The sequence below is a fragment of the Ditibartonella apihabitans genome (genome assembly GCF_002007485.1).
Classification (GTDB): Bacteria; Pseudomonadota; Alphaproteobacteria; order Rhizobiales; family Rhizobiaceae; genus Bartonella; species Bartonella apihabitans.
The window spans coordinates 1,430,403-1,451,505 of the sequence record NZ_CP015820.1 but is presented as its reverse complement, the minus strand read 5'-3'; the positions used below and the strand labels follow the sequence as shown (position 1 = coordinate 1,451,505).

Sequence of the window (21,103 nt, the reverse complement as noted above, 5' to 3'; positions counted from 1 at the left end):
GGTTAGCTTTTTGATACGGATAACCAACCGGGTCACCAAAACTGTGCCTGTCAAAAACGGTGCTCGACTTCTTGAATAGTCGTGTTACAAAATTGCGAATAAAATTCGCTGCGCAAATTTATTTCAGGATAAGCTCGATAAACACCGGCAGAATTATTACCCCCCGAGATAGGCTGCTTTCACGCGCGGGTCTTTGAGCATGGTTTTGCCTTCGCCTTCCAGAATGATTTTACCAACTTCCAGAATATAGGCATAATTGGCGACCGATAGTGCAGCAAACGCATTCTGTTCAATAAGCAGGACTGTTTTGCCCATCTCGTTGATTTTCCGGATAATAGAGAAAATTTCCTGAACGAGAATGGGGGCAAGACCCAATGACGGCTCGTCGAGCATGACAAGTTCGGGATTGCTCATAAGCGCTCTTCCGACTGCGAGCATTTGCTGCTCGCCACCCGACATGGTGCCGCCCAATTGTTTTGACCGTTCTCTGAGCCTTGGGAAAAGATCAAAAATCCATTCGATATCCCGCTTGATACCGTCTTTATCCTTGCGGATATAGGCACCAAGTTCGAGATTTTCCAAAACGGTCAAATGCGGCATGATGCGCCGCCCTTCAGGGCTTAAGGCAATTCCTTTTTTTAAAATTTCCTCCGGCTGTTTTCCGAGGATATTTTCACCTTTATAGAGGATTTCACCTGATACCGATTTGTTCAGTCCTGCTATCGAGCGAACCGTACTGCTTTTTCCGGCGCCATTTGCTCCGATCAATGTGACAATCGAGCCTGCCTTGATAGACATGGACAAGCCTTGCACAGCTTTGATTGCTCCATAATTTACACGAAGATCGTTAATCTCAAGAATGTTCATCAACTTCTCCGCCTAGATAGGCCTCGATAACTTTCGGATTATTGCGGATTTCTTCCGGTGTACCATTCGCAATAAGGGCACCATATTCCAATACCCAAATGTGGTTGCACAGACCCATAACAACACGCATATCATGCTCAATCAGCAAAATAGTGAGCTTGAACTCTTTTCTTATTCGTGAAATGAAATCGCGCAATTCTTCACTTTCCTGAGGATTCATACCGGCGGCCGGTTCGTCAAGAAGTAACAATTCCGGTTCGGTGGCCAAGGCCCGGGCAATTTCCAGACGTCTTTGTGCGCCATAGGGGAGTGCCGTTGCAGGCTGATTGGCGAGATCAGCAAGGTGAACGCGATCCAAAAGGTCAAGTGCTTGTTCACGAATGTGTTTTTCTTCCCTTACCGCTGACGGAATGAATAAGGCACTTGCAAACCACGGGCTTTTTTGGCGCACATGTGCGCCAACCATGACATTTTGTAAAACGGTTAATCCTGTAAACAAGCGGATGTTTTGAAAAGTGCGGGCGATATGACGTTTACAAACCACATTGGGGTGAAGGCCGGAGACTTTTTCCCCGTCAAAGGTAATTGTGCCGGTTGTCGGGGTATAAAAGCCAGAAATCATATTGAAAACAGTGGTTTTCCCTGCACCGTTGGGGCCAATGAGGCCGGCAATGCTGCCCCGTTCGATAGCAATGTTGATATCGTTAACAGCCGTTAGTCCGCCAAATCGCATAGTGACATGATCGAGTTTTAATATCGCGTCAGTCATGAACGGTCTCCGCTTCGGGCTTCAGAATTTTTCTTGAAAAAGCGATAAATACCATTCCATGAGAATTCACGTGTTCCAAGCAAGCCGCTTCTCCAAAACAGAATAATTCCCATCAGCAATATCGAGAAAATAACCATTCTAAGCCCCGGAATTCCAGGAATATGAATGAAACCGAAATCGATTGGCTGCTCGACAATACGTAACCACTCCAACATTACCGTAATGATAACGCTACCAATAATACTACCGGTAATGGACCCGAGACCACCGGCCACGACAATCATCAAAATATTGAAAGTCAAAAGAAAGTTGAACATTTTGGGATCGATTGTCGAAATAAGTGCAGCAGTCAGCGCACCTCCGACACCGGCGAAAAATGCGCCGATTGTGAAAGATAATGTACGGTAGAAAAATGTGTTAACGCCCATAGTTTTGGCCGCAATTTCGTCATCACGGATGGCGCAAAGTGCATTTCCTGTATTGCTTTTTAAAAGGAGCACAATAAAGGCGACGGTGAAGGCGAGCCAACCGTAGTTCCACCATAAATTGGCATATTGCGGTATTCCTTTAATACCGAGCGAACCGTTTGTAATTGGTGTGGCATTGGTAATGACAACACGTATAATTTCGGCAAATCCCAGTGTTGCAATGCCGAGATAGTCTCCACCCAGTCGCAAAACAGGTATCGCAATAACGAGACCGAGAATCGCTGCGCAAATGCCGCCCAAAACCACAGCAAAGAAAAATGGTACTTGTAAATTTTGAAGCGGACCGAACATTGGCTGCAAAATCCACATCATTTGTTTCTGTTCCGGTGACAAAAGCAAGATAGCACAAACATAAGCACCGATGGCCATAAAACCGGCATGACCCAATGAAAACATTCCGGTAAAACCATAAATAAGGTTGAGCGACACCGCCAGAATTGCGTTGATTGCGATGAGATTCAAAATACGCACAGTGTAAGCATCAAAGTTACTCTGCGCATAAAACAAAAACGCTATAAGGCATGCAATCGAAATCAACGAAAGTATGATTTGCGAGGATTTTGACATCAGATTTTTTCCTCACTTTTCTTACCCATGAGCCCAGTCGGCATAACAAGCAGGATCATGATAAGCATGATAAAGGCAAATGCATCCCGATAGCCCGAAAGCGACGGGAAAAATGCAATAATCATAATTTCGATAAATCCCAAAAGCAGCCCGCCCAACATTGCGCCTTCAACCGACCCAATACCGCCGATAACTGCTGCAATGAAGGCCTTAAGCCCGGGAATGACCCCCATATAGGGGTTTATTTGCGGGTAACGTAGCGCCCACATAATACCGGCAATTGCTGCAAGTGCCGACCCCAGACCGAATGTAAAAGCGATAATTTTATCGACGGATACACCCATTAACCGCGTTGTTTCAATGTCACGTGAAATAGCGCGCATAGCCAGACCCGGTTTGGTTTTATTGATAATCCATAAAAGAAGAACAACAAGCACCAGTGAAACAATGGGTACGATCAGAGCCATTGGCACAATGCGGATGACCCCTTGGGCGCCTTCGCCAAGATGCCATTGAATGGGTGTTACAAGGAGTTCCGGTTGTTTTACGCTTTTTGGCACACCGGTAAATAGCACAGTTGCAAGGTTTTCGATAAGGAATGACATGCCGATTGCACTGATAAGCGCTGAAATACGGGGTGCATCACGCAAAGGACGGTAAGCGATACGATCGACCGCGATACCACCCGCACTGGTTACAAAGACAGCAAAACAAACGGCAAGCAGCCAGACAGGCGTAAAGTTCTGCGGGCTTATGAACGCATAATAAGCAAGCGCCAAAACCAGAATGATGAATAAAGCCGCCCAATAGGATTTTATCGGTTTTTTGAAACCGATAAAGACAGAATAATAAACGACAATTGCCAAAAGGAGGAGGAGTACCGCCGCCCATGCCGGCATAAAGCTGATTGTCGAGAAAAAAACAAAATAGGCACCAAGCATAAAAATATCGCCATGAGCGAAATTGATGAGTCGCAAAATGCCATAAACCATTGTGTATCCAATGGCTATTAATCCGTATAGTGCCCCTAACGCCAAAGCATTAAAGAAATGTTGAATGAACATTTCCGTGCTCATGTTTTAGCCTTCCTGATACTCTAACGCGTATTGTTAAGAAAGCACATACACAACCAAATTGCTCCGGTCGAGTTTATTTCGACCGGATCGTTCATTAAAATGGATTTATCCCCTTATAATGCAGGTTTTACCTCACCGAGATAAACACGCTTTCCATCCTTGATTTCGATAACGCCGATCGGAATTTCTGGATTATGGTTTTCATCCATTGTCATAGCACCGAATGGCGTCTCGAAGTCTTTCAGTTTTGCAAGTTCGGCTGTAATTGCTTCGCGGTCGCTGCTTCCGGCTTTTTCAATCGCATTCATAAACATCATATAAGAGGTATAACCCAGAACCGCGTTAACATTCGGTTCTTTGTTGGGATAGGTAGCTCTCCATTCTTTGGTGAAGTTTGCAGCCGCCTCGGGCATATTCGGCATATTGGCGTCATAAGGGAAGGTCGTATGGAGGAAACCTTCGGCAGCGCTTCCGCCAATTGTAACTGTTTCGGGGTTGTCCATGGCGTCGCCACCCATAATACGGAATGTTGCACCAAGTTCACGAGCCTGTTTCAGGATAATGGCCCCTTCGGCGAAATAGGCTGGAATGAATAATACATCCGGTTGTTCAGAAATAATTTGGGTGAGGGCAGCCGAAAAATCCTGATCACCCGAGTTATAATTAAGGTTTGCTACGACTTCGCCGCCAAGTTTTTTGAAGGAGCTGTCGAAAAAGTTTGCTAGCCCGATTGCGTAATCGTTAGAAACATCCTTCAAGATCGCCGCTTTTTTCGCGTGTAACGTATTAAAGGCATATGTAGCCGCTCCGGCGCCCTGATAAGGGTCAATGAAACAGGCACGGAAATAATATTTTTTCCCTTGGGTGACGAGCGGGTTTGTTGCCGATGTTGCAATTGCGGGAGTTTTTGCGGGCTCTGAAACCTCGCCACCGGCAAGTGCTAGCGACGAACCATAAGTTCCGATAATCCCGTTGACTTTATCGGACGCGGTAAGTCTCATGACCGCATTGGCTGCCTCGACTTTGTCGGATTTATTGTCGACAACGACAAGTTCTACTTTGCGCCCGAGCACTTCGGGCTTGATTTTGTTGGCAAGTTGAACACCTTCAAGCTCGAGTTGGCCGCCAAAAGCGTTTTGTCCGGTTAGCGGAAGAAACACTCCTATTTTAATTGGTTCGTCGGCAACAGCACTGAAATTCAGTGCTGTGACAGCGATCGCTGTCGCAATTAATTGTTTGAAAGCCATAATGATTTATCCCTCTCTTTTTTCAGAATGAATTTATTATAATAAAACTTCATAATATGAACGGGTTTCCTGCACAAGTTACGAAGCCAAAATCCATCTATATTAAAAAAACACAAGAATAGCTTTACCAGGTTCCAGTATTGTTCATAGAAGCCCACGGTTCTTGGGGTGCGAGTTTTTCGCCTTTTTGCAATAATTCGATGGATATGCCGTCAGGGGATTTTATAAAAGCCATATGTCCGTCGCGCGGTGGCCGATTGATAACGATTCCCTGTTCTGATAAATGTTTGCAAGTTTCGTAGATATTGTCCACTTCATAAGCCAGATGGCCGAAATTGCGCCCGCCGTGATAGTCTTCCTTATCCCAGTTATAGGTAAGCTCGAGTTCCGGAGAATGCTTATTTTTGGCCGAATCCATGTCATCGGGCGCAGCCAGATAGATAAGGGTAAAACGCCCTTTTTCATTTTCGATGCGGCGGGTTTCCGTTAGTCCGAATACGGTGCAATAGAAATGGAGTGATTGTTCGAGGTCTTTAACCCGAACCATAGTGTGTAGGTAACGCATTTTGTTTCTCACTTTCTCTGGTCAAAAAAATTTTAACGGTTTTTGAAGTCGATGTGAATATCGCAATCGATGTAAAAATGGTTGAAAAAGATTTCTTGCGATTGGGCTTCTACTATTTGGGGAAATCTTGTTAAGGGGACTTGCGCCACTAGGACCGAGCTATATTAACTGGTCGTAAAGAGAATCATACGTGATTAATTACTATTAATAGGACTGTAAGAATTATGGCGAGTGACGAAATATTGGAAGGCTTTCTTCCATCTCAAGATAGTTCTGAAACAGCAGCAACGGATGTTGTCGAAATAAGTGGCAGCATCAAATGGTTCGATGTAAGCAAAGGTTATGGTTTCATCGTTCCGGATATTGCCGGTGTTCCGGATATCCTTCTTCATGTGACTGTAATGAGACGTGACGGTTTCCATACAGCGCTCGAAGGTGCGCGTGTTGTTTGCATGGTCAAGAAAGGCGAACGTGGCTTGCAATGCATTCAGGTTAAATCGATAGACCTTTCTACTGCTGTCCACCCTTCGGAATTGCCTGCACGTACCCATATTGTGGTGACACCGGAAAGCGGCTTGGAACGCGCAATTGTGAAATGGTTCAATCGGGAGAAAGGATTTGGCTTTCTGACGCGGGGTGAAGGGACAGAAGATATTTTCATCCATATGGAAACCCTGCGGCGTTTTGGCCTTGCCGAATTACGTCCCGGTCAGGTTGTTCTGGTACGTTATGGACGGGGTGAAAAAGGCCTTATGGCTGCGGAAATCCATCCGGATATTGCTATACCATTCCCTACACATTAGAATTTTATTTTTCTGGTAATATATTTCCACAAAATTATAGCTTTTAAAAGACTCGCAAGTTTTTTGGGGAGTTTCCTTTCATGAAAAGTCTGGTTGCGGGTTTTATCTTTTTGTTATTTACGATGGGGCAAGGGGTATATGCTCAAGAACCAATGCGTTTACCTGTTGACAGAGCGCCCCTCGTTATCATCACAGACAGTGGTAAAATCTCTTATAATGTCGAAGTTGCCAAGACACCGGAAGAGAATGAAGCCGGACTAATGTATAGGGCGGATTTTCCTTCCGATAGAGCTATGTTATTCGTTTTTCCGGGCATTCGCATTGTGACAATGTGGATGGCAAATACACCGTTACCGCTCGATATGGTGTTCCTCGATGACAAGGGAATCATTGTATCGATTGCAGAAAATGCGGTACCATACTCAACAAAAATTGTTTCATCACATGTGGCGGCTGCCTTTACAATCGAACTTAATGCTGGTGAAGTCCGAAAAAACGACATAAAGATTGGTCAAAAAGTCGTTCATCCGGCTATATGTGGTGAATGTAAAGTGGATTAGACATGAGTGCAGAAGACGTACAATATTTCCATCATGACGGGTTCAAACTTGCTTACCGGGAAGAGGGGGTTGGTGAACCGGTCTTATTAATCCACGGTTTTGCCTCGTCTTCTTATGTTAATTGGTATGCACCGGGGTGGTTTCGTGCGCTGAATGAGGCTGGCTATCGGGTTATAGCGATTGATAACCGTGGACACGGTTTTTCCGATAAGAGCCATGATCCTGCTGTTTATACGCCACAAGCAATGGCAGGAGATGCTGTAGCACTTCTTGATCATCTAAAAATCAAAAAGGCTCAAATCATGGGCTATTCCATGGGGGCAAGAATCACAGCCTATATGTCTATTCTCTATCCCGATTATGTTAATAGCGCTATTTTCGGTGGGCTCGGTATTGGCATGGTGACCGGTGCAGGAAACTGGGAACCCGTGGCGGAAGCACTTTTGGCAGAAGATATTTCGAAGATTACCAATAAACGGGGACTGATGTTCAGAAAGTTCGCTGACAGGACGAAAAGCGACCGGAAAGCACTTGCAGCTTGTGTCATTACGTCCAAACAGGAATTGACAGCAGCCGAAGTCCACTCGATAAAACAACCTGCATTGGTGGCTGTTGGAACTCTGGACGAAATATCGGGCGAAGCTGAACCTCTTGTGGCTTTACTGCCCCATGGAGAAGCTTTAATAATTCCGAACAGAGATCACATGTTGGCAGTTGGTGATCCTGTCTATAAAAAGGGTGTCATCAATTTTTTGGCACGCTATCCCGTTGCTTGACAATGAGTATGGACAGGGCAAACATTTTGCCCGCAAAAGAGAAGGTTAAGAAAATTGCCTTGCTGTGAACAAAAGGGTGAAGCTATCGCCCCCGCCTTACTTTTAAAAAATATCAAACAAGAAGCAATGGAAGCATCGGAACAGGATCCTGCTTTAGGCGAATTTTTTCAACATGCCATCCTTGATCGCGCCAATTTATCGGAAATGATCGCCGGTCGGGTTGCTGCACGGCTTTGGACGCGCGAACTCAATGAAGAATTGCTGTCGCAAATATTTGTCGAACAGATTGATACGATGGATCATCTGGAAGATATTATCACCAGTGATATATCGGCAGTGTTCCATCGTGATCCGGCATGCAACCGCTTTATGGAGCCGGTACTTTATCTAAAAGGGTTTTTGGCTATAGAGGCTCATCGTTTTGCTCATAGTCTATGGCTCAAAGGCAGAAAAGATCTCGCACTATTTTTGCAGGGGCGGTCGTCATCGGTATTCCAGACAGATATTCATCCGGCAGCCCGTATAGGCAAGGGTATTTTTTTAGACCACGCAACAGGTCTTGTTGTTGGAGAGACAGCAATCATTGGCGACAATGTTTCCATGTTGCAGGATGTGACGTTGGGCGGAACAGGCAAAGAGTCCGGCGATCGGCATCCTAAAATCGGTCATGGTGTTCTGATTGGTGCAGGTGCAAAAGTTCTCGGCAATATTACGGTGGGCGATTGCGCAAAGATTGCGGCTTGTTCTGTTGTTCTAAAACCAGTTGCGGCGTATAGTACCGTGGCCGGTGTGCCTGCAAAAGTGGTTGGAAAAATAGCAGATAACGAACCGGCACTAAGCATGGATCAGTCAATTAATGAGTAAAATGAAAGACCCGCGTCTTTACAGAAACGAAGTTGTACCTTATCTGGCATTTTGTTTAACGATTGCAATTTTTAGGAGATCGCTGTGAAGCCTGATGAAATCAAGAAACTTGATGGCTACTTTAAGCGCAAATTTCAAAACCGGTCACTGCAAGTAAAGCCCAGACCTCGTAAGGATGATTCTTGTGAGCTCTATCTTGACGACGAGTTTCTCGGGGTGATTTATCGTGACGAGGATGAAGGCGAATTGTCTTACAATTTTTCGATGGCAATTCTTGATATCGATCTCGACGAATAGTCGAAATGTTGATGATTAATATCCTCGCAAGCCGATAATTTTTTTGCATAAAGCCGCTGACATTCGTTAGCGGCTTGTTTTATTTTTGTTCAGAGAAGTTTCTTTGCACGAAAGCTCACATAACCATTGCGTGCGATGATGATATGATCATGGACTGTTATGCCCAAGGCATTTGCAACATCTTTGATCATATGCGTCATCGAGATGTCGTCGCGAGAAGGCGACGGGTCGCCTGAGGGATGATTGTGAACAAGAATAAGTGCCGATGCAGAAAGTTGTAACGCACGTTTGACCACTTCCCTTGGGTAGACAGGTGTGTGATCTATAGTGCCAATTTGCTGGATTTCATCAGCAATCAATCCATTTTTCTTGTCGAGAAAAAGGACACGGAATTGCTCCCTTGTTTCATGGGCCATAGCTGCTTTGCAATAGCCAAGAACCTTATCCCACGATGAAAAAATATCCCGTTTACGTAATTCCGCACGGTTTACACGTTCGGCTATACCCGAAAGGATTTTTAAATCCCGTGCTACAGAAGGACCACATCCGGGAACTTCCTGCAAAAGTCCAATATCGGCACCGAGTACATCGGCAAGGCTGCCGAAACGGTTTAATAAGGCCTTGGCTAATGGCTTCGTATCTGCGCGCGGAATCGAACGAAATAACAAGAGTTCCAGATATTCATAATCAGGAAAACCGACACCGTGGGTTTCGAAATAACGATGGCGCAATCGTTCACGGTGTCCTTTATTCTCTGCAATGAGGTTATCTTTCGATAGATCCGGCTTTCGACCGGAGAGTCCGGGCGTTAACGCAAAGGACGCTTCTTCGGAAAACGCATTTTCATCCGGATTCTTGGCCATGATATGAGGTTCCCGCTCATGAATGTGTTACGGGAACGTAGTAAGTATTATTTTGTGAAAGAGTGAAAATTTCACAACCATCTTTTGTGACTGCCATTGTATGCTCATATTGCGCCGAAAGTGATCTGTCACGGGTGACTGCGGTCCAGCCATCATTAAGGATTTTGACACCCGGCTTTCCAAGATTGATCATCGGTTCAATTGTGAAAATCATTCCCTCGCGTAATTCTGGTCCTTCACCGGGATTTCCGTAATGAAGGATATTCGGTGCATCATGGAATATAAGCCCTACACCATGGCCGCAAAAATCACGTACGACAGAACAACGCTCCGACTCGGCGTAACGCTGGATTGCAGCGCCAATGTCACCGACAGTAGCGCCCGGTTTAACTGCCGCAATCCCGCGCATGAGCGATTCGTGCGTGACTTCGAGTAAACGTTCTGAAGCTCTTTTTATCGGACCAACAGGATACATACGGCTGGTGTCACCATGCCAACCGTCTTTGATAAATGTTACGTCAACATTCACAATATCACCGGCATGAAGTTGTTTGTTTTCCGGAATTCCATGGCAAACAACATGATTGATCGATGTACAGCAGGATTTTGTGTAACCACGATAATTCAGATCTGCCGGCAGAGCATCACGATCGGCACCAAATGCGAACACAAAATCATCAATCTCTTGAGTGGTTACTCCCGGTTTGACGATGTCGACAAGTGCATCTAGACATTCTGCTGCGATCCGCCCAATTTTACGCATTCCAATGAAGGCTTCTTCATCGTAAATGCGGATTTGTCCGGTGTATTTTACAGGTGCATTTTTATAATTGACGTAACTAACCATTTGCCTAACTATTTCTATCTTTTGATACGACCGGCATATTGAACAACTTCAATTCCATGCCATATCCCAAGCGATATTCCGATCTTCTATTTCAAACGAGCCTTCGTGAGACTGGTAGATACTAATCTTATCGAAGGTGAATTCAAAGCAGCATGTTACCACTAAATCGAGACAAGCATAATCTGTGATCGATATGATTGCACGTTATTTATCGGAATAATTAAGCCGAGGGCCGCTAAGATAACGTCTTTTTGACCGATGAAAAATTCATGCCATTTCCGCTGGCTCCCTGCAAAACCGGTTAAAATCAATTAAGACGACGTGGGGGCGGGATGATGGACACAAACCCTAAGAAATATTATTGATTCATTCAAGGTCTGTTCATCAAGTTATTTGACAGGTTGAACAAATGGAAACAGGGACGGTCATCGGGATTGAAAAATATTTATAGGACATCAAAAACGGAATTAGAAAATCGAAAATGGTACCGAGACAACGTTTGCGGGAAGAAATCATTCGTCGGGCAAAACTCTATTATCGGTAGTGTGAAACGATATTGATAATAAGACACGGAATATTTTAACCGGATATGAATATCCAGACAGGCAATTGTCCTGAAAAAAGTTAGAGAATTGCCAGAACGTCGCTAATGGTCATATTGGCGCAAAGAACCATGATTGTTGTGATAATAGCAACTGCTGTTAGTGTGATTGTTGTTTTAATTTCAATGTTCATTTTCTCGTCCCCCATAGCCACAGGTTCAATAAAAATTTATATCATCTGCAAAAATGACCGGATTTAGGCATGAAAAAGGCAATTTGTCGTTCTTTTCGAGATCAAGGTTAATGTTTGGTTGAGGTTCTGTGAAAGACGCATTAAAACGCATCAAAAATAAAAGAAGTAATGAGATGGCTGGAACAGATAGGAAAAGAGAAAATATGACGGGTGGTCCCGTTATTGTACTTGTCGAACCACAATTGCCGGAAAATATTGGTATGGTGGCACGCGCTATGGCGAATTTTGGTCTTTCCGAATTGCGGCTTGTCAACCCACGGGAAGAGTTTCCAAACGAGAAAGCTATAGCCACTGCCAGCAAAGCAGATCATATCATTAACGGGGCTCGGGTTTTTGATAGTTTGCGGGAGGCAATTTCTGACATAAACTTTGTCTTTGCTACGACCGCCCGCGAGCGTGATGGTTTCAAACCGGTAAGGAGTGCAGTAGAAGCGGCAGATGCTATGCGGATAAAGGAAAATTCGGGACAGCATACCGCCATTTTATTCGGTCGGGAAAGATGGGGGTTGAATAATGAGGAAATCAGTCTGGCTGATGAAATTGTAACTTTCCCTGTCAATCCTGCATTTGCTTCTCTGAATATTGCTCAGGCCGTTTTGCTCATGTCATATGAATGGATGAAATCCGGTTTGGAACGGGAAACTGACACCGCATTTCGTAACAAGGAAATGGAACCGGCGCATAAAGCCACGCTCTACGGCCTTTTCGAACAATTGGAAGAAGCGTTGGATGTTCGCGGGTATTTCCGACCGAAAGAGCGCAAAGAGATCATGGTGGAGAACTTACGTTCGGTTCTCACTCGTGCAGCATTCAGCGAGCCGGAAATACGCCTGTTAAGGGGGGTTGTTTCTTCTCTCGATCATTTTTCACCCAAACTGCCGCGCGGGGCGGGGGCGCCGGACCATCGTAAACGGACAAAGGAAAATAGTAATTAAAATGACAGAACGGCCTATACTGTTTTTCGACAGTGGCATCGGCGGGCTTACGGTACTGCGCGAGACGCGTATTTTTATTCCCGATCGAAAATTTATCTATATCGCAGACGATGCTGCTTTTCCGTATGGGAATTGGGAAGAAGATGAGCTCAAATCCCATATTATTGACCTGTTTGCAAAGTTATTGAATCTTTATAATCCGATTCTTTGCATTGTCGCCTGCAACACCGCATCCACTCTGGTTTTAAAGGATTTGCGTCGAGCCCATCCCGATGTGCCTTTTATCGGAACAGTCCCTGCGATAAAACCCGCTGCCGAACAGACACGTTCGGGCTTGATATCGGTTCTTGCAACACCGGGAACCGTCAAACGTGCCTATACGCATGAACTCATTTCCTCTTTCGCTTCCAAGTGTCACGTCAGACTCGTGGGAAGCGCCAAATTGGCCGGTTTTGCAGAAGATTATTTAAGAAGAAAGCCGGTTGATCGCGCATCTCTGAAACAAGAGATAGCGCCGTGCTTTGTCGAGAAAGACGGCCATCACACCGATATTGTTGTACTTGCTTGTACACATTATCCATTTCTTGTCAATCTGTTCCGCAAAAATGCAAAGTGGCCGGTTGACTGGATAGATCCTGCAGAAGCAGTAGCAAAACGTGCATTATCTTTGCTTCCGGATGCCGACCAAGTCCAGACTCTGACGGAACATCTTGATCTTGCCCATTTTACCTCCGGCAGGACCGACTATGCGACAAACAGATTGCTTCATGGATTCGGTTTGCGTTTGACGCCACTTGGTCAAGAATGAAGATTTAATTTCAAAATCGGGATACCACATAATTTCAGTGTTTAATCAAGGACCAAGATACAAGATCGTATCCTTTAGGACTGGCTTCGATAAAATTGAAGAAAGGGCAAGCGTAGGGCTCTAACGGATTGCAGCTAATTTACACGGACAACCGAACCGGTTTAAACTTTTTAATCTGCATTCAGGCGCATTTTTCGACCCTAAAATTGTTTTTGGAACGAAATTTACAAACTTCATTTTGTATTGTGCCAAAAATCGCAGAAAATAGACGCTGTTTTTCAACCTATATAGGTCCGTCCGCTTGACTTCGGATGTTAATTTCATTAAAGAACCTCACAAGTTTTTTCGGTAGACGATAAAGCTTTAACCGACGTGTCCCGTGGACATTTGCGCAAAGCTTGCGCGATTTGTCCTGTCAGTTCATGATTTTTCATGGGCAGAGGAGGGCGCGTTTCCCGGAAACAATAAATATTGTTTCGATATTGAATTTTAAGGAAATGCGATGAGCAAGCGCGAAACTACGAAATATAAAATTGACCGCCGCATGGGCGAAAACATTTGGGGGCGTCCGAAGTCTCCGGTTAACCGCCGTGAATATGGTCCGGGTCAACATGGTCAACGCCGTAAAGGCAAGCTTTCCGATTATGGCACCCAATTGCGCGCCAAGCAGAAACTGAAAGGTTTCTATGGTGATATTTCGGAAAAACAATTCCACCGCATTTACGAAGAAGCTGGCCGTCGTCGTGGTGACACAGGCGAAAACTTGATCGGTCTTCTCGAATCACGCCTTGATGCAATTGTTTATCGTGCAAAATTTGTTCCGACAATCTTTGCTGCCCGTCAGTTCATCAATCATGGTCATGTGAATGTGAATGGTCGTCGCACCAACATTCAATCTTATCGTTGCAAGCCCGGTGATGTAATTGAAGTTCGCGAAAAGTCGAAACAATTGGCACTTGTTCTTGAAGCAACCCAGTTGCCGGAACGCGATGTTCCCGATTACATTGAAGCCGATCACACCAAGATGAAGGCAACCTACACACGTATTCCGGCTTTTGCCGATGTTCCATATGCTGTCCAGATGGAACCAAATCTGGTTGTCGAATTCTATTCACGTTAATCGTGAATTAAATTTGCTGTTTACACAGGGAGCCCATCGGCTCCCTGTTTTTGTTTTAGGACATTTTTGAAGGAAGGTGAAATGGTTGCACTGAATGATATCGACGATAATGTTGATGGTTGTCATCCGCTATTTCGTGATGCTCCTTCAACTGTTGAATTCAATAAGCTCAGAAAACGTTTGTTGCGGCATATGCGTCAGGCGTTGGATGACTTTTCGATGATTAAACCGGGGCAGAAATGGCTCGTCGCTTTGTCTGGTGGCAAAGATTCTTATGGATTGCTTGCCCTTCTCCTTGATCTGAAATGGCGCGGCCTATTGCCGGTTGATATTTTGGCTTGCAATCTCGATCAGGGGCAACCCGGATTTCCAAAAAATGTTTTACCGGACTTTTTGAAACACTATGGAATTCCCTTCAGGATTGAATATCAGGACACTTATTCGATAGTCACTGAAAAATTGGACAATAGCCAGACTTATTGCTCGCTGTGCTCAAGATTAAGGCGGGGCAATCTGTACCGGATTGCGCGTGAAGAGGGGTGCTCGGCTTTGGTTCTCGGGCACCATCGGGACGATGTGCTGGAAACGTTTTTCATGAATCTTTTTCACGGCGGACGTTTGGCGGCCATGCCGGGCAAGCTGGTAAATGACGAGGGAGATATGCTGGTTTTGCGGCCGCTTGTCTATGCAGCGGAAGAAGATCTCGCAAAATTTGCCGAAGCTATGCAGTTTCCTATTATCCCATGCAATCTTTGTGGCAGTCAGGACGGTCTTCAGCGCAATGCAATGAAAAATATGCTGAATGATATTGAAAAGAAAATGCCCGGTCGAAAAGACACGATGATACGTGCATTGACAAATGTTCGTCCAAGCCACTTGTTGGACAAGAAGCTTTTCGATTTCAGTGGTCTTTAAGTATGTTTTTATTCCACTCCTTAACACTTATCTTTCGGTTATGGAGCCGGCGGAAAATAAAGATCGAATAGGTCTTTTTCCGACATAAGACAATAAAACTATCCGGCTTTAATATGTTGGAACAGGGATAGTTTTATTTGCTTTTAAGAAACAACTGAAAGCCAATTCTGAAACAGCAGAAGACAAGCGGTTCTATCGTAAGTTTGTGATGTTGTCCGGTATAGCGGGCTCAATCTTTGTCTGAATTCATGAGCGTAACATGAGATCTATGACGGGCTCCGGAAAATAGCCTTCCTTTTTCGGCTATCAGTATCAATATGATTGCGCCACATGAAAGCAGAAAAAATCCTCCTGCAATCGGAATTGTCGTACCGTCAAATTTTTGCGCAATAACAAATCCCAATCCTGCACCGATAATCGTTTGCAGAAAGCCGAATACCGAGGAAGCAGTTCCTGCAACCTTTCCGAGTGGTTCCATGGCAAGCGAGTTGAAATTGGCACCTAATCCACCATAGGAAAACATGATGATGATAAGCAGCACCATGAAATATATAAATGGAGTGGATCCTCCTGCAGAAATCGAGCCGATAAACCAGATCAATGATGCGAAACAAAAAATCAACAACAGAGAATGGGAAATTTTTCGCATTCCGAAGCGGCCCACAAATAGCGAATTCAGAAAAGCGGAAAGGGCCTGAAAAGCGGCGACAAGAGCAAAAGCCGCAGGAAACCACGGACCAAGATGATAAATTCCATCATAAATCTGTTGTGAGGTGTTAAGGGTGCAAAATAGACCCCCGAGCGCCATCGAAAATGCCAACGTATAGCAAAGAGAAACGCGATTTGAGAGGACCATCACAAGGCTTTCTCCAACAGACGAAAAGGTTAGAGGACGTTCCTCATACAAAGTTTCGGGCAAGCGAAAATAAACCCAGAAAGCGATAAGGGTACCGGCCAATGCCATAAAGAGAAAGATGAATTGCCAATGACCGAAAACCATAATTGCTTGACCGATTGCCGGCGCAACAACCGGAACGATCATGAAGACCATCATGACAATGGACATAACTTCAGCCATTTGGCGACCGCCATATATGTCACGCACAACGGAAACTGTGAGAACGCGGGTTGCCGCCGCTCCGATTCCCTGAATAGCCCGCAATATCAATAACCATGCAAAACTTGGAGCAAAGGCACAGGCTGCGGATGAAAGTGAATAAAATATCAAACCGGCTATGATAGGCTTGCGCCGTCCAAACCGGTCGCTGATCGGCCCGAATAACAATTGCGATAATCCGAAGCCGATAAGATACGAAAAAATTATATAATGTTGGTCATTTTCCCCCGACATCCGAAGACTATGGGACATGTCAGTCATTGCCGGCAACATAATGTCAATGGCTATTGCATTGGTCGCCATAAGTGTTGCGATCATGACTATAAATTCTTTATAGCCAAGATTTGCCTTTACCTCATCTATGTGCTGTTGTTCGCTCGAATTATGTGACATGGGGTCCCTATAACAAAAGTGCCGATCATAAGACCGGCACAATGATTAAAATGGCAATAGTCCTGATATGATTTAGGCAGTTTTAACAGCTATGCCTTTCTCTTCAAGCAAATTCTGCAATTCACCGTTCTGGAACATTTCACGGATGATATCACAGCCGCCAACGAATTCTCCCTTTACATAAAGTTGCGGGATGGTTGGCCAATTGGAATAGTCTTTAATTGCTTGGCGTAATTCGTCCGAAGTCAATACATTGACACCTTTATAGTCAAGTCCGAGATAATCCAGAATTTGTACCACTTGTCCAGAAAAACCACACTGGGGAAAACCGGGAGTGCCTTTCATAAACAGCACAATGTCATTGGATTTGACTTCGTTATCAATAAAATCGCGGGCAGCGGTCATTTCTTTTCCTTCCGTTTAAGCCACTTAAGGCTATCGAAAAATCGAGTTATATGTATGGTTAAAAAGGGAATGAAACAAGCCCTTTCGCAATAAAGTCCGCGTCAATCCGGTACACTGGTTTGTAGGGCAAGTGCATGAAGCACACCACCCATAGTGCCTTTCAAAGCGTTATAAACCATTTGATGTTGCTGTACACGGTTCTTGCCGCGAAAGCTTTCGGCAACGACTTCGGCTGCATAATGTTCACCGTCACCGGCCAAATCGCGGATTGTCACTTTGGCATCGGGAATGCCATCACGAATGAGTTTCTCAATCTCATGTGCGTCCATTGCCATAATGCATCTCCTATATTTTATTCGGTCAGAATAGCATAAGCTGAATAGCTAATCGACGGTTTGTTACTTATTTTCCATAAAGTCCGGAAACCAGCTTTCATAGGCATTTTCGAGTTGTTTGGCAGAGAGTTTTATGTGTCCTTCAACGACAAGATCCTGACCGGTCACTTTACCCAGATTGGTAAGTTTTACGCCGGCTTGTTTGGCTTGTTCTTCAACAGCGGCATATTTGTCGGCATTGACAGATATCAGGTAACGCGCCTGATCTTCGCCAAAGAGCTCTGCATGTGCCGACGTCTTTCCGGTTAATTTCGCACTTACACCATGATGCGATTTCATAACCATTTCCGCCAGAGCAATTGCCAAGCCGCCATCAGAAAGATCGTGACAAGCGGTGATCATTCCGGCTGTTATCAATTTTCTGATGAAACAGCCATTTTTCTTTTCTTTGTCAAGATCAACGTGGGGAGGGGTACCTTCTGCCTTGCCCAAAATATCGCGTAAATAAACTGATTGTCCTAAATGGGAGCCACAATCACCAACGAGAATGATAAGATCTCCGTCTTTCATTCCATCAATTCTTGCCATCTTATGCCAATCCTCGATCAGACCGACACCGGCCATTGTGGGGGTAGGCAATATGCCCTCGCCATTGGTTTCATTATAAAGCGAAACATTTCCGGATACGATCGGAAAATCAAGCTTTTTACATGCTTCACCAATACCTTTGATTGCATAGACAAGCTGGCCCATAATTTCAGGCTTTTCAGGGTTGCCGAAATTCAAATTGTCGCTACAGGCAAGCGGTTTGGCACCGGTTGCACAGAGATTACGCCAACATTCGGCAACAGCTTGTTTACCGCCCTCGAATGGATCAGCCTGACAGTATCTCGGTGTAACGTCGGAAGAAAAAGCAAGTGCCTTATGGGCATTCCCCTCGACACGGATAACACCGGCATCGCCGCCCGGGCGCACCAGACTATTTCCCTGAATAAGGGTATCATATTGCTCATAGACCCAACGCTTCGAACTTTGGTCAGCAGAACCCAGAAGTTTCAATAACGCATCCTGCAGATTTACCTGTCGGATATTGGCGATATCTATTTCTTTAGCCTCTACAGGTTTTACCCATGGCCGATCATATTCCGGCGCTTCATCACCCAATTTTTTAATGGGAAGATTGGCGACTTCTTCACCGTGATGAAGAACGCGGAAGCGTAAATCATCAGTCGTTTTCCCGACGATAGCAAAATCAAGACCCCATTTTTTGAAGATTGCAGCGGCTTCTTTTTCGAGTTCCGGTTTCAAAATCATCAGCATGCGTTCCTGACTTTCGGAAAGCATCATCTCGTAAGCTGACATATTGATTTCACGAACCGGTACACGATCCAGATCAAGTTCGATACCGAGATCGCCCTTTGCTCCCATTTCAACGGCAGAGCAGGTGAGGCCGGCTGCCCCCATATCCTGAATGGCAATGACGGCACCCGATGCCATAAGTTCGAGGCACGCTTCCAACAGACATTTTTCGGTAAAGGGGTCGCCTACTTGAACAGTAGGTCGTTTTTCACCAATTGTCTCGTCAAATTCGGCGGAAGCCATGGTCGCACCGCCGACACCGTCACGACCGGTTTTGGCGCCGAGATAAACAACAGGAAGTCCCACACCTTCCGCTTTGGAATAAAAAAGTGAATTGGTTTTAGCGATACCCGCAGCAAATGCATTGACGAGGATATTTCCATTATAGCTCTTGTCAAAATTCACTTCGCCGCCAACGGTTGGTACACCGAATGCATTTCCATATCCGCCGACACCGGAAACCACGCCGGAGACGAGATGTCTCGTGCGTGGATGATCCGGTGAACCAAAACGAAGCGCATTCATGGCCGCAACCGGTCTTGCTCCCATTGTGAACACATCACGCAAAATTCCGCCAACACCGGTGGCCGCGCCCTGATATGGCTCGATATAGGAAGGGTGGTTGTGGCTTTCCATTTTGAAGACAACGCATTCGCCATCGCCAATATCTACGACGCCGGCATTTTCACCAGGCCCCTGAATCACGCAATCGCCTTTTGTAGGAAGCGTTCTGAGCCATTTCTTCGATGATTTATATGAGCAATGTTCGTTCCACATTGCCGAAAAGATTCCGAGTTCTGTGAACGATGGCTCACGACCGACAAGCTCGAGAATACGCGCATATTCGTCGGGCTTCAATCCGTGTGCAGCAATGAGTTCGGGTGTAATGGCAATGTCGTTCTTCACGCTCATTGATTGGCTCCATCAAACAAGTTTATTTTCAGCATCGCTAAAAAATTTTCAATCAGCACTGGTTATCGCCTTTGACCCAGCGGTCGATGTCCTCGGCTATAGCATTGCCATGAGTGGTTGCCATAAGCGGACCATAAACGGAAACCCTTGCAGGATTACCCTCAGCTTCAACGACTAAAATCGGCTTGCCACCAGGTGTGTTTTTGGGAACGATCAGCATGCGCGGGCGACCTGAATATGACTGCAATTCCGGTTCAAAACCATAGCGCCTGAATTCCGATTTATTCGATTTGAACCAGCAGCGATTGGCCGTTAGCGCTACACGTTCCATGGTCTTTAATGCCGGTTCCCCGCTGGCAAGTTCGATATTTCCCGGACCAACTTTTTCGGTGCAGGCTACGAGCGCTAACATAACGGATAAAACGAACAACTCGCTAGATATTTAATTTTCATGCTGCAAGTCCTAATGCGCTAGTAAACAGTCTTTTTCCGTCCATTCCGCCATGGGCAGGTTCGATCAGATCTTCCGGGTGCGGCATCAAACCCAGGATATTACCCTTTTCGTTGATGATGCCAGCAATATCATTGATTGATCCATTCGGATTTGTCCCCTCGGCATAGCGAAATACGACCTGTCCGTTCCCTCCAGTTGCTCGATAGTATCTTTATCGGCATAATAGTTACCGTCATGGTGGGCGACAGGACAACGTATGATTTCGCCTTTATGATAGGCGTTTGAAAATACTGTTTTCTCGTTTACAATTTGGAGTTTGACTTCGCGGCAAGCAAATCGCAAAGAGGCATTACGCATCAACGCACCGGGAAGCAATCCGGCTTCAACCAGAATTTGGAAACCATTGCAGACACCGATAATCTTTGTCCCTTTTTCCGCATGTTCGAACACCGCTTTCATAACCGGCATGCGCGCGGCAATTGCGCCACAACGAAGATAATCTCCGTAAGAAAAGCCACCGGGGATAACGATAAGATCGACATCGGGAATTGTCGTCTCTGTCTGCCAGATCTTTAAAGGCTCTACGCCGGTAATCAAACGGAGAGCGTCAATCATATCGCGGTCGCGATTTAGTCCGGGTAACTGGATAACAGCCGTTTTCATTACAATATCCGTTTCCGATTAGAGAAGTTCTATCCGATAATTCTCGATGACTGTATTGGCGAGCAGTTGTTCACACATTGCTGTCAGACGTTTTTTTGCCTCGTCTTCGGTGAGATCGTTAAGCACAATATCAAAAATTTTGCCCTGCCTGACAGACTCGATGCCTTTGAAATCAAGGCTATCCAAAGCGCCGACAATGGCTTTACCTTGTGGATCAAGAACGCCTGTCTTTAAGGTGACGGTTACGCGCGCTTTCATCATTTATTCCTGCATTTCTTTTGCCAAAAAGGTAAGGCGGCCCAG

Annotated in this window: 23 protein-coding genes and 1 pseudogene; 9 read left to right on the top strand and 15 right to left on the bottom strand. The window is 45.3% G+C overall.

All coding sequences use genetic code 11. From position 1 onward, the window contains the following. Positions 1–156: 156 nt before the first annotated feature. The 6 genes from BBC0178_RS06495 to gloA all read right to left on the bottom strand — a co-directional run bounded on the left by BBC0178_RS06495 (position 157) and on the right by gloA (position 5,579). Positions 157–867 carry an ABC transporter ATP-binding protein gene (locus BBC0178_RS06495; RefSeq protein WP_077971665.1) on the bottom strand — a complete coding sequence of 237 codons (711 nt, stop codon included), beginning with the start codon at positions 865–867 and terminating at the stop codon, positions 157–159. Next, positions 854–1,636 (bottom strand): ABC transporter ATP-binding protein, encoded by a 783-nt coding sequence (locus BBC0178_RS06490; protein WP_078039591.1) that lies wholly within the window; start codon positions 1,634–1,636, stop codon positions 854–856. Before BBC0178_RS06490 ends, BBC0178_RS06495 begins: the two co-directional genes overlap by 14 nt. Further along, positions 1,633–2,691 carry a branched-chain amino acid ABC transporter permease gene (locus tag BBC0178_RS06485; RefSeq protein WP_078039590.1) on the bottom strand — a complete coding sequence of 353 codons (1,059 nt, stop codon included), beginning with the start codon at positions 2,689–2,691 and terminating at the stop codon, positions 1,633–1,635. Before BBC0178_RS06485 ends, BBC0178_RS06490 begins: the two co-directional genes overlap by 4 nt. Beyond that, the gene (locus BBC0178_RS06480) at positions 2,691–3,767 is read right to left on the bottom strand and encodes a branched-chain amino acid ABC transporter permease (RefSeq protein WP_078039589.1); all 1,077 of its coding nucleotides are present in this window, start codon (positions 3,765–3,767) and stop codon (positions 2,691–2,693) included. The genes BBC0178_RS06485 and BBC0178_RS06480 overlap by 1 nt, the downstream gene beginning before the upstream one ends. Positions 3,768–3,880: 113 nt before the next feature. Beyond that, positions 3,881–5,014, bottom strand: a complete 1,134-nt coding sequence (locus tag BBC0178_RS06475) for an ABC transporter substrate-binding protein (protein WP_078039588.1) — start codon at positions 5,012–5,014, stop codon at positions 3,881–3,883. Positions 5,015–5,138: 124 nt separating this feature from the next. Continuing rightward, complete coding sequence (gloA, locus tag BBC0178_RS06470) at positions 5,139–5,579, bottom strand: lactoylglutathione lyase (RefSeq protein WP_077971659.1); 441 nt, start codon at positions 5,577–5,579, stop codon at positions 5,139–5,141. Positions 5,580–5,803: 224 nt separating this feature from the next. On the opposite strand from gloA, the gene BBC0178_RS06465 reads away from it, so the two are divergent. The 5 genes from BBC0178_RS06465 (at position 5,804) to BBC0178_RS06445 (ending at position 8,879) form a co-directional block, all read left to right on the top strand. Beyond that, on the top strand, positions 5,804–6,382 hold the full coding sequence (locus BBC0178_RS06465; protein ID WP_078039587.1) for a cold-shock protein: 579 nt from the start codon (positions 5,804–5,806) through the stop codon (positions 6,380–6,382). 80 nt (positions 6,383–6,462) lie between these two features. Beyond that, positions 6,463–6,942 carry a DUF192 domain-containing protein gene (locus BBC0178_RS06460; protein WP_078039586.1) on the top strand — a complete coding sequence of 160 codons (480 nt, stop codon included), beginning with the start codon at positions 6,463–6,465 and terminating at the stop codon, positions 6,940–6,942. 2 nt (positions 6,943–6,944) lie between these two features. Continuing rightward, positions 6,945–7,718, top strand: a complete 774-nt coding sequence (locus BBC0178_RS06455) for an alpha/beta fold hydrolase (protein WP_078039585.1) — start codon at positions 6,945–6,947, stop codon at positions 7,716–7,718. 54 nt (positions 7,719–7,772) lie between these two features. Further along, on the top strand, positions 7,773–8,582 hold the full coding sequence (gene cysE, locus BBC0178_RS06450) for a serine O-acetyltransferase (RefSeq protein ID WP_225868290.1): 810 nt from the start codon (positions 7,773–7,775) through the stop codon (positions 8,580–8,582). A gap of 84 nt (positions 8,583–8,666) precedes the next feature. Beyond that, positions 8,667–8,879: a DUF3126 family protein gene (locus BBC0178_RS06445; protein ID WP_077971651.1), complete on the top strand. Its 213-nt coding sequence runs from the start codon at positions 8,667–8,669 to the stop codon at positions 8,877–8,879. 89 nt (positions 8,880–8,968) lie between these two features. Here the strand turns inward: BBC0178_RS06445 and radC are convergent, their stop codons facing one another. Further along, positions 8,969–9,742 carry a RadC family protein gene (gene radC, locus BBC0178_RS06440; RefSeq protein WP_077971649.1) on the bottom strand — a complete coding sequence of 258 codons (774 nt, stop codon included), beginning with the start codon at positions 9,740–9,742 and terminating at the stop codon, positions 8,969–8,971. Between the two features lie 16 nt (positions 9,743–9,758). After that, positions 9,759–10,589: a type I methionyl aminopeptidase gene (gene map, locus BBC0178_RS06435; protein ID WP_077971647.1), complete on the bottom strand. Its 831-nt coding sequence runs from the start codon at positions 10,587–10,589 to the stop codon at positions 9,759–9,761. A gap of 908 nt (positions 10,590–11,497) precedes the next feature. Here map and BBC0178_RS06430 point away from each other — a divergent pair. From BBC0178_RS06430 to ttcA, 4 genes are all read left to right on the top strand, one after another. After that, entirely contained in the window at positions 11,498–12,319 is an 822-nt protein-coding gene (locus BBC0178_RS06430; protein WP_077973553.1) for an RNA methyltransferase, read from the top strand. A gap of 1 nt (position 12,320) precedes the next feature. Next, on the top strand, positions 12,321–13,127 hold the full coding sequence (gene murI / locus BBC0178_RS06425) for a glutamate racemase (RefSeq protein ID WP_078039584.1): 807 nt from the start codon (positions 12,321–12,323) through the stop codon (positions 13,125–13,127). A 502-nt stretch (positions 13,128–13,629) separates the two neighbouring features. Then, a complete protein-coding gene (gene rpsD / locus BBC0178_RS06420) occupies positions 13,630–14,247 on the top strand; it encodes a 30S ribosomal protein S4 (protein ID WP_075870585.1) in 618 nt (205 codons plus the stop codon). An 81-nt stretch (positions 14,248–14,328) separates the two neighbouring features. After that, complete coding sequence (gene ttcA, locus BBC0178_RS06415) at positions 14,329–15,162, top strand: tRNA 2-thiocytidine(32) synthetase TtcA (RefSeq protein WP_078040390.1); 834 nt, start codon at positions 14,329–14,331, stop codon at positions 15,160–15,162. A 229-nt stretch (positions 15,163–15,391) separates the two neighbouring features. Here ttcA and BBC0178_RS06410 read toward each other — a convergent pair whose 3' ends face one another. The 7 genes and pseudogenes from BBC0178_RS06410 to purS form a co-directional block, all read right to left on the bottom strand. Next, positions 15,392–16,672 (bottom strand): multidrug effflux MFS transporter, encoded by a 1,281-nt coding sequence (locus BBC0178_RS06410; protein WP_078039583.1) that lies wholly within the window; start codon positions 16,670–16,672, stop codon positions 15,392–15,394. A 72-nt stretch (positions 16,673–16,744) separates the two neighbouring features. After that, entirely contained in the window at positions 16,745–17,077 is a 333-nt protein-coding gene (grxD, locus tag BBC0178_RS06405; RefSeq protein WP_077971641.1) for a Grx4 family monothiol glutaredoxin, read from the bottom strand. Between the two features lie 101 nt (positions 17,078–17,178). Beyond that, a complete protein-coding gene (locus tag BBC0178_RS06400) occupies positions 17,179–17,412 on the bottom strand; it encodes a BolA/IbaG family iron-sulfur metabolism protein (protein ID WP_077971639.1) in 234 nt (77 codons plus the stop codon). Between the two features lie 63 nt (positions 17,413–17,475). Further along, entirely contained in the window at positions 17,476–19,683 is a 2,208-nt protein-coding gene (gene purL, locus BBC0178_RS06395) for a phosphoribosylformylglycinamidine synthase subunit PurL (RefSeq protein ID WP_078039582.1), read from the bottom strand. 52 nt (positions 19,684–19,735) lie between these two features. Further along, positions 19,736–20,095 (bottom strand): hypothetical protein, encoded by a 360-nt coding sequence (locus BBC0178_RS06390; RefSeq protein WP_078039581.1) that lies wholly within the window; start codon positions 20,093–20,095, stop codon positions 19,736–19,738. A gap of 37 nt (positions 20,096–20,132) precedes the next feature. Then, positions 20,133–20,800 (bottom strand): annotated as a pseudogene (gene purQ / locus BBC0178_RS06385) (phosphoribosylformylglycinamidine synthase subunit PurQ). 18 nt (positions 20,801–20,818) lie between these two features. Beyond that, positions 20,819–21,058: a phosphoribosylformylglycinamidine synthase subunit PurS gene (gene purS, locus BBC0178_RS06380; protein ID WP_078040389.1), complete on the bottom strand. Its 240-nt coding sequence runs from the start codon at positions 21,056–21,058 to the stop codon at positions 20,819–20,821. Between the last annotated feature and the right edge of the window lie 45 nt (positions 21,059–21,103).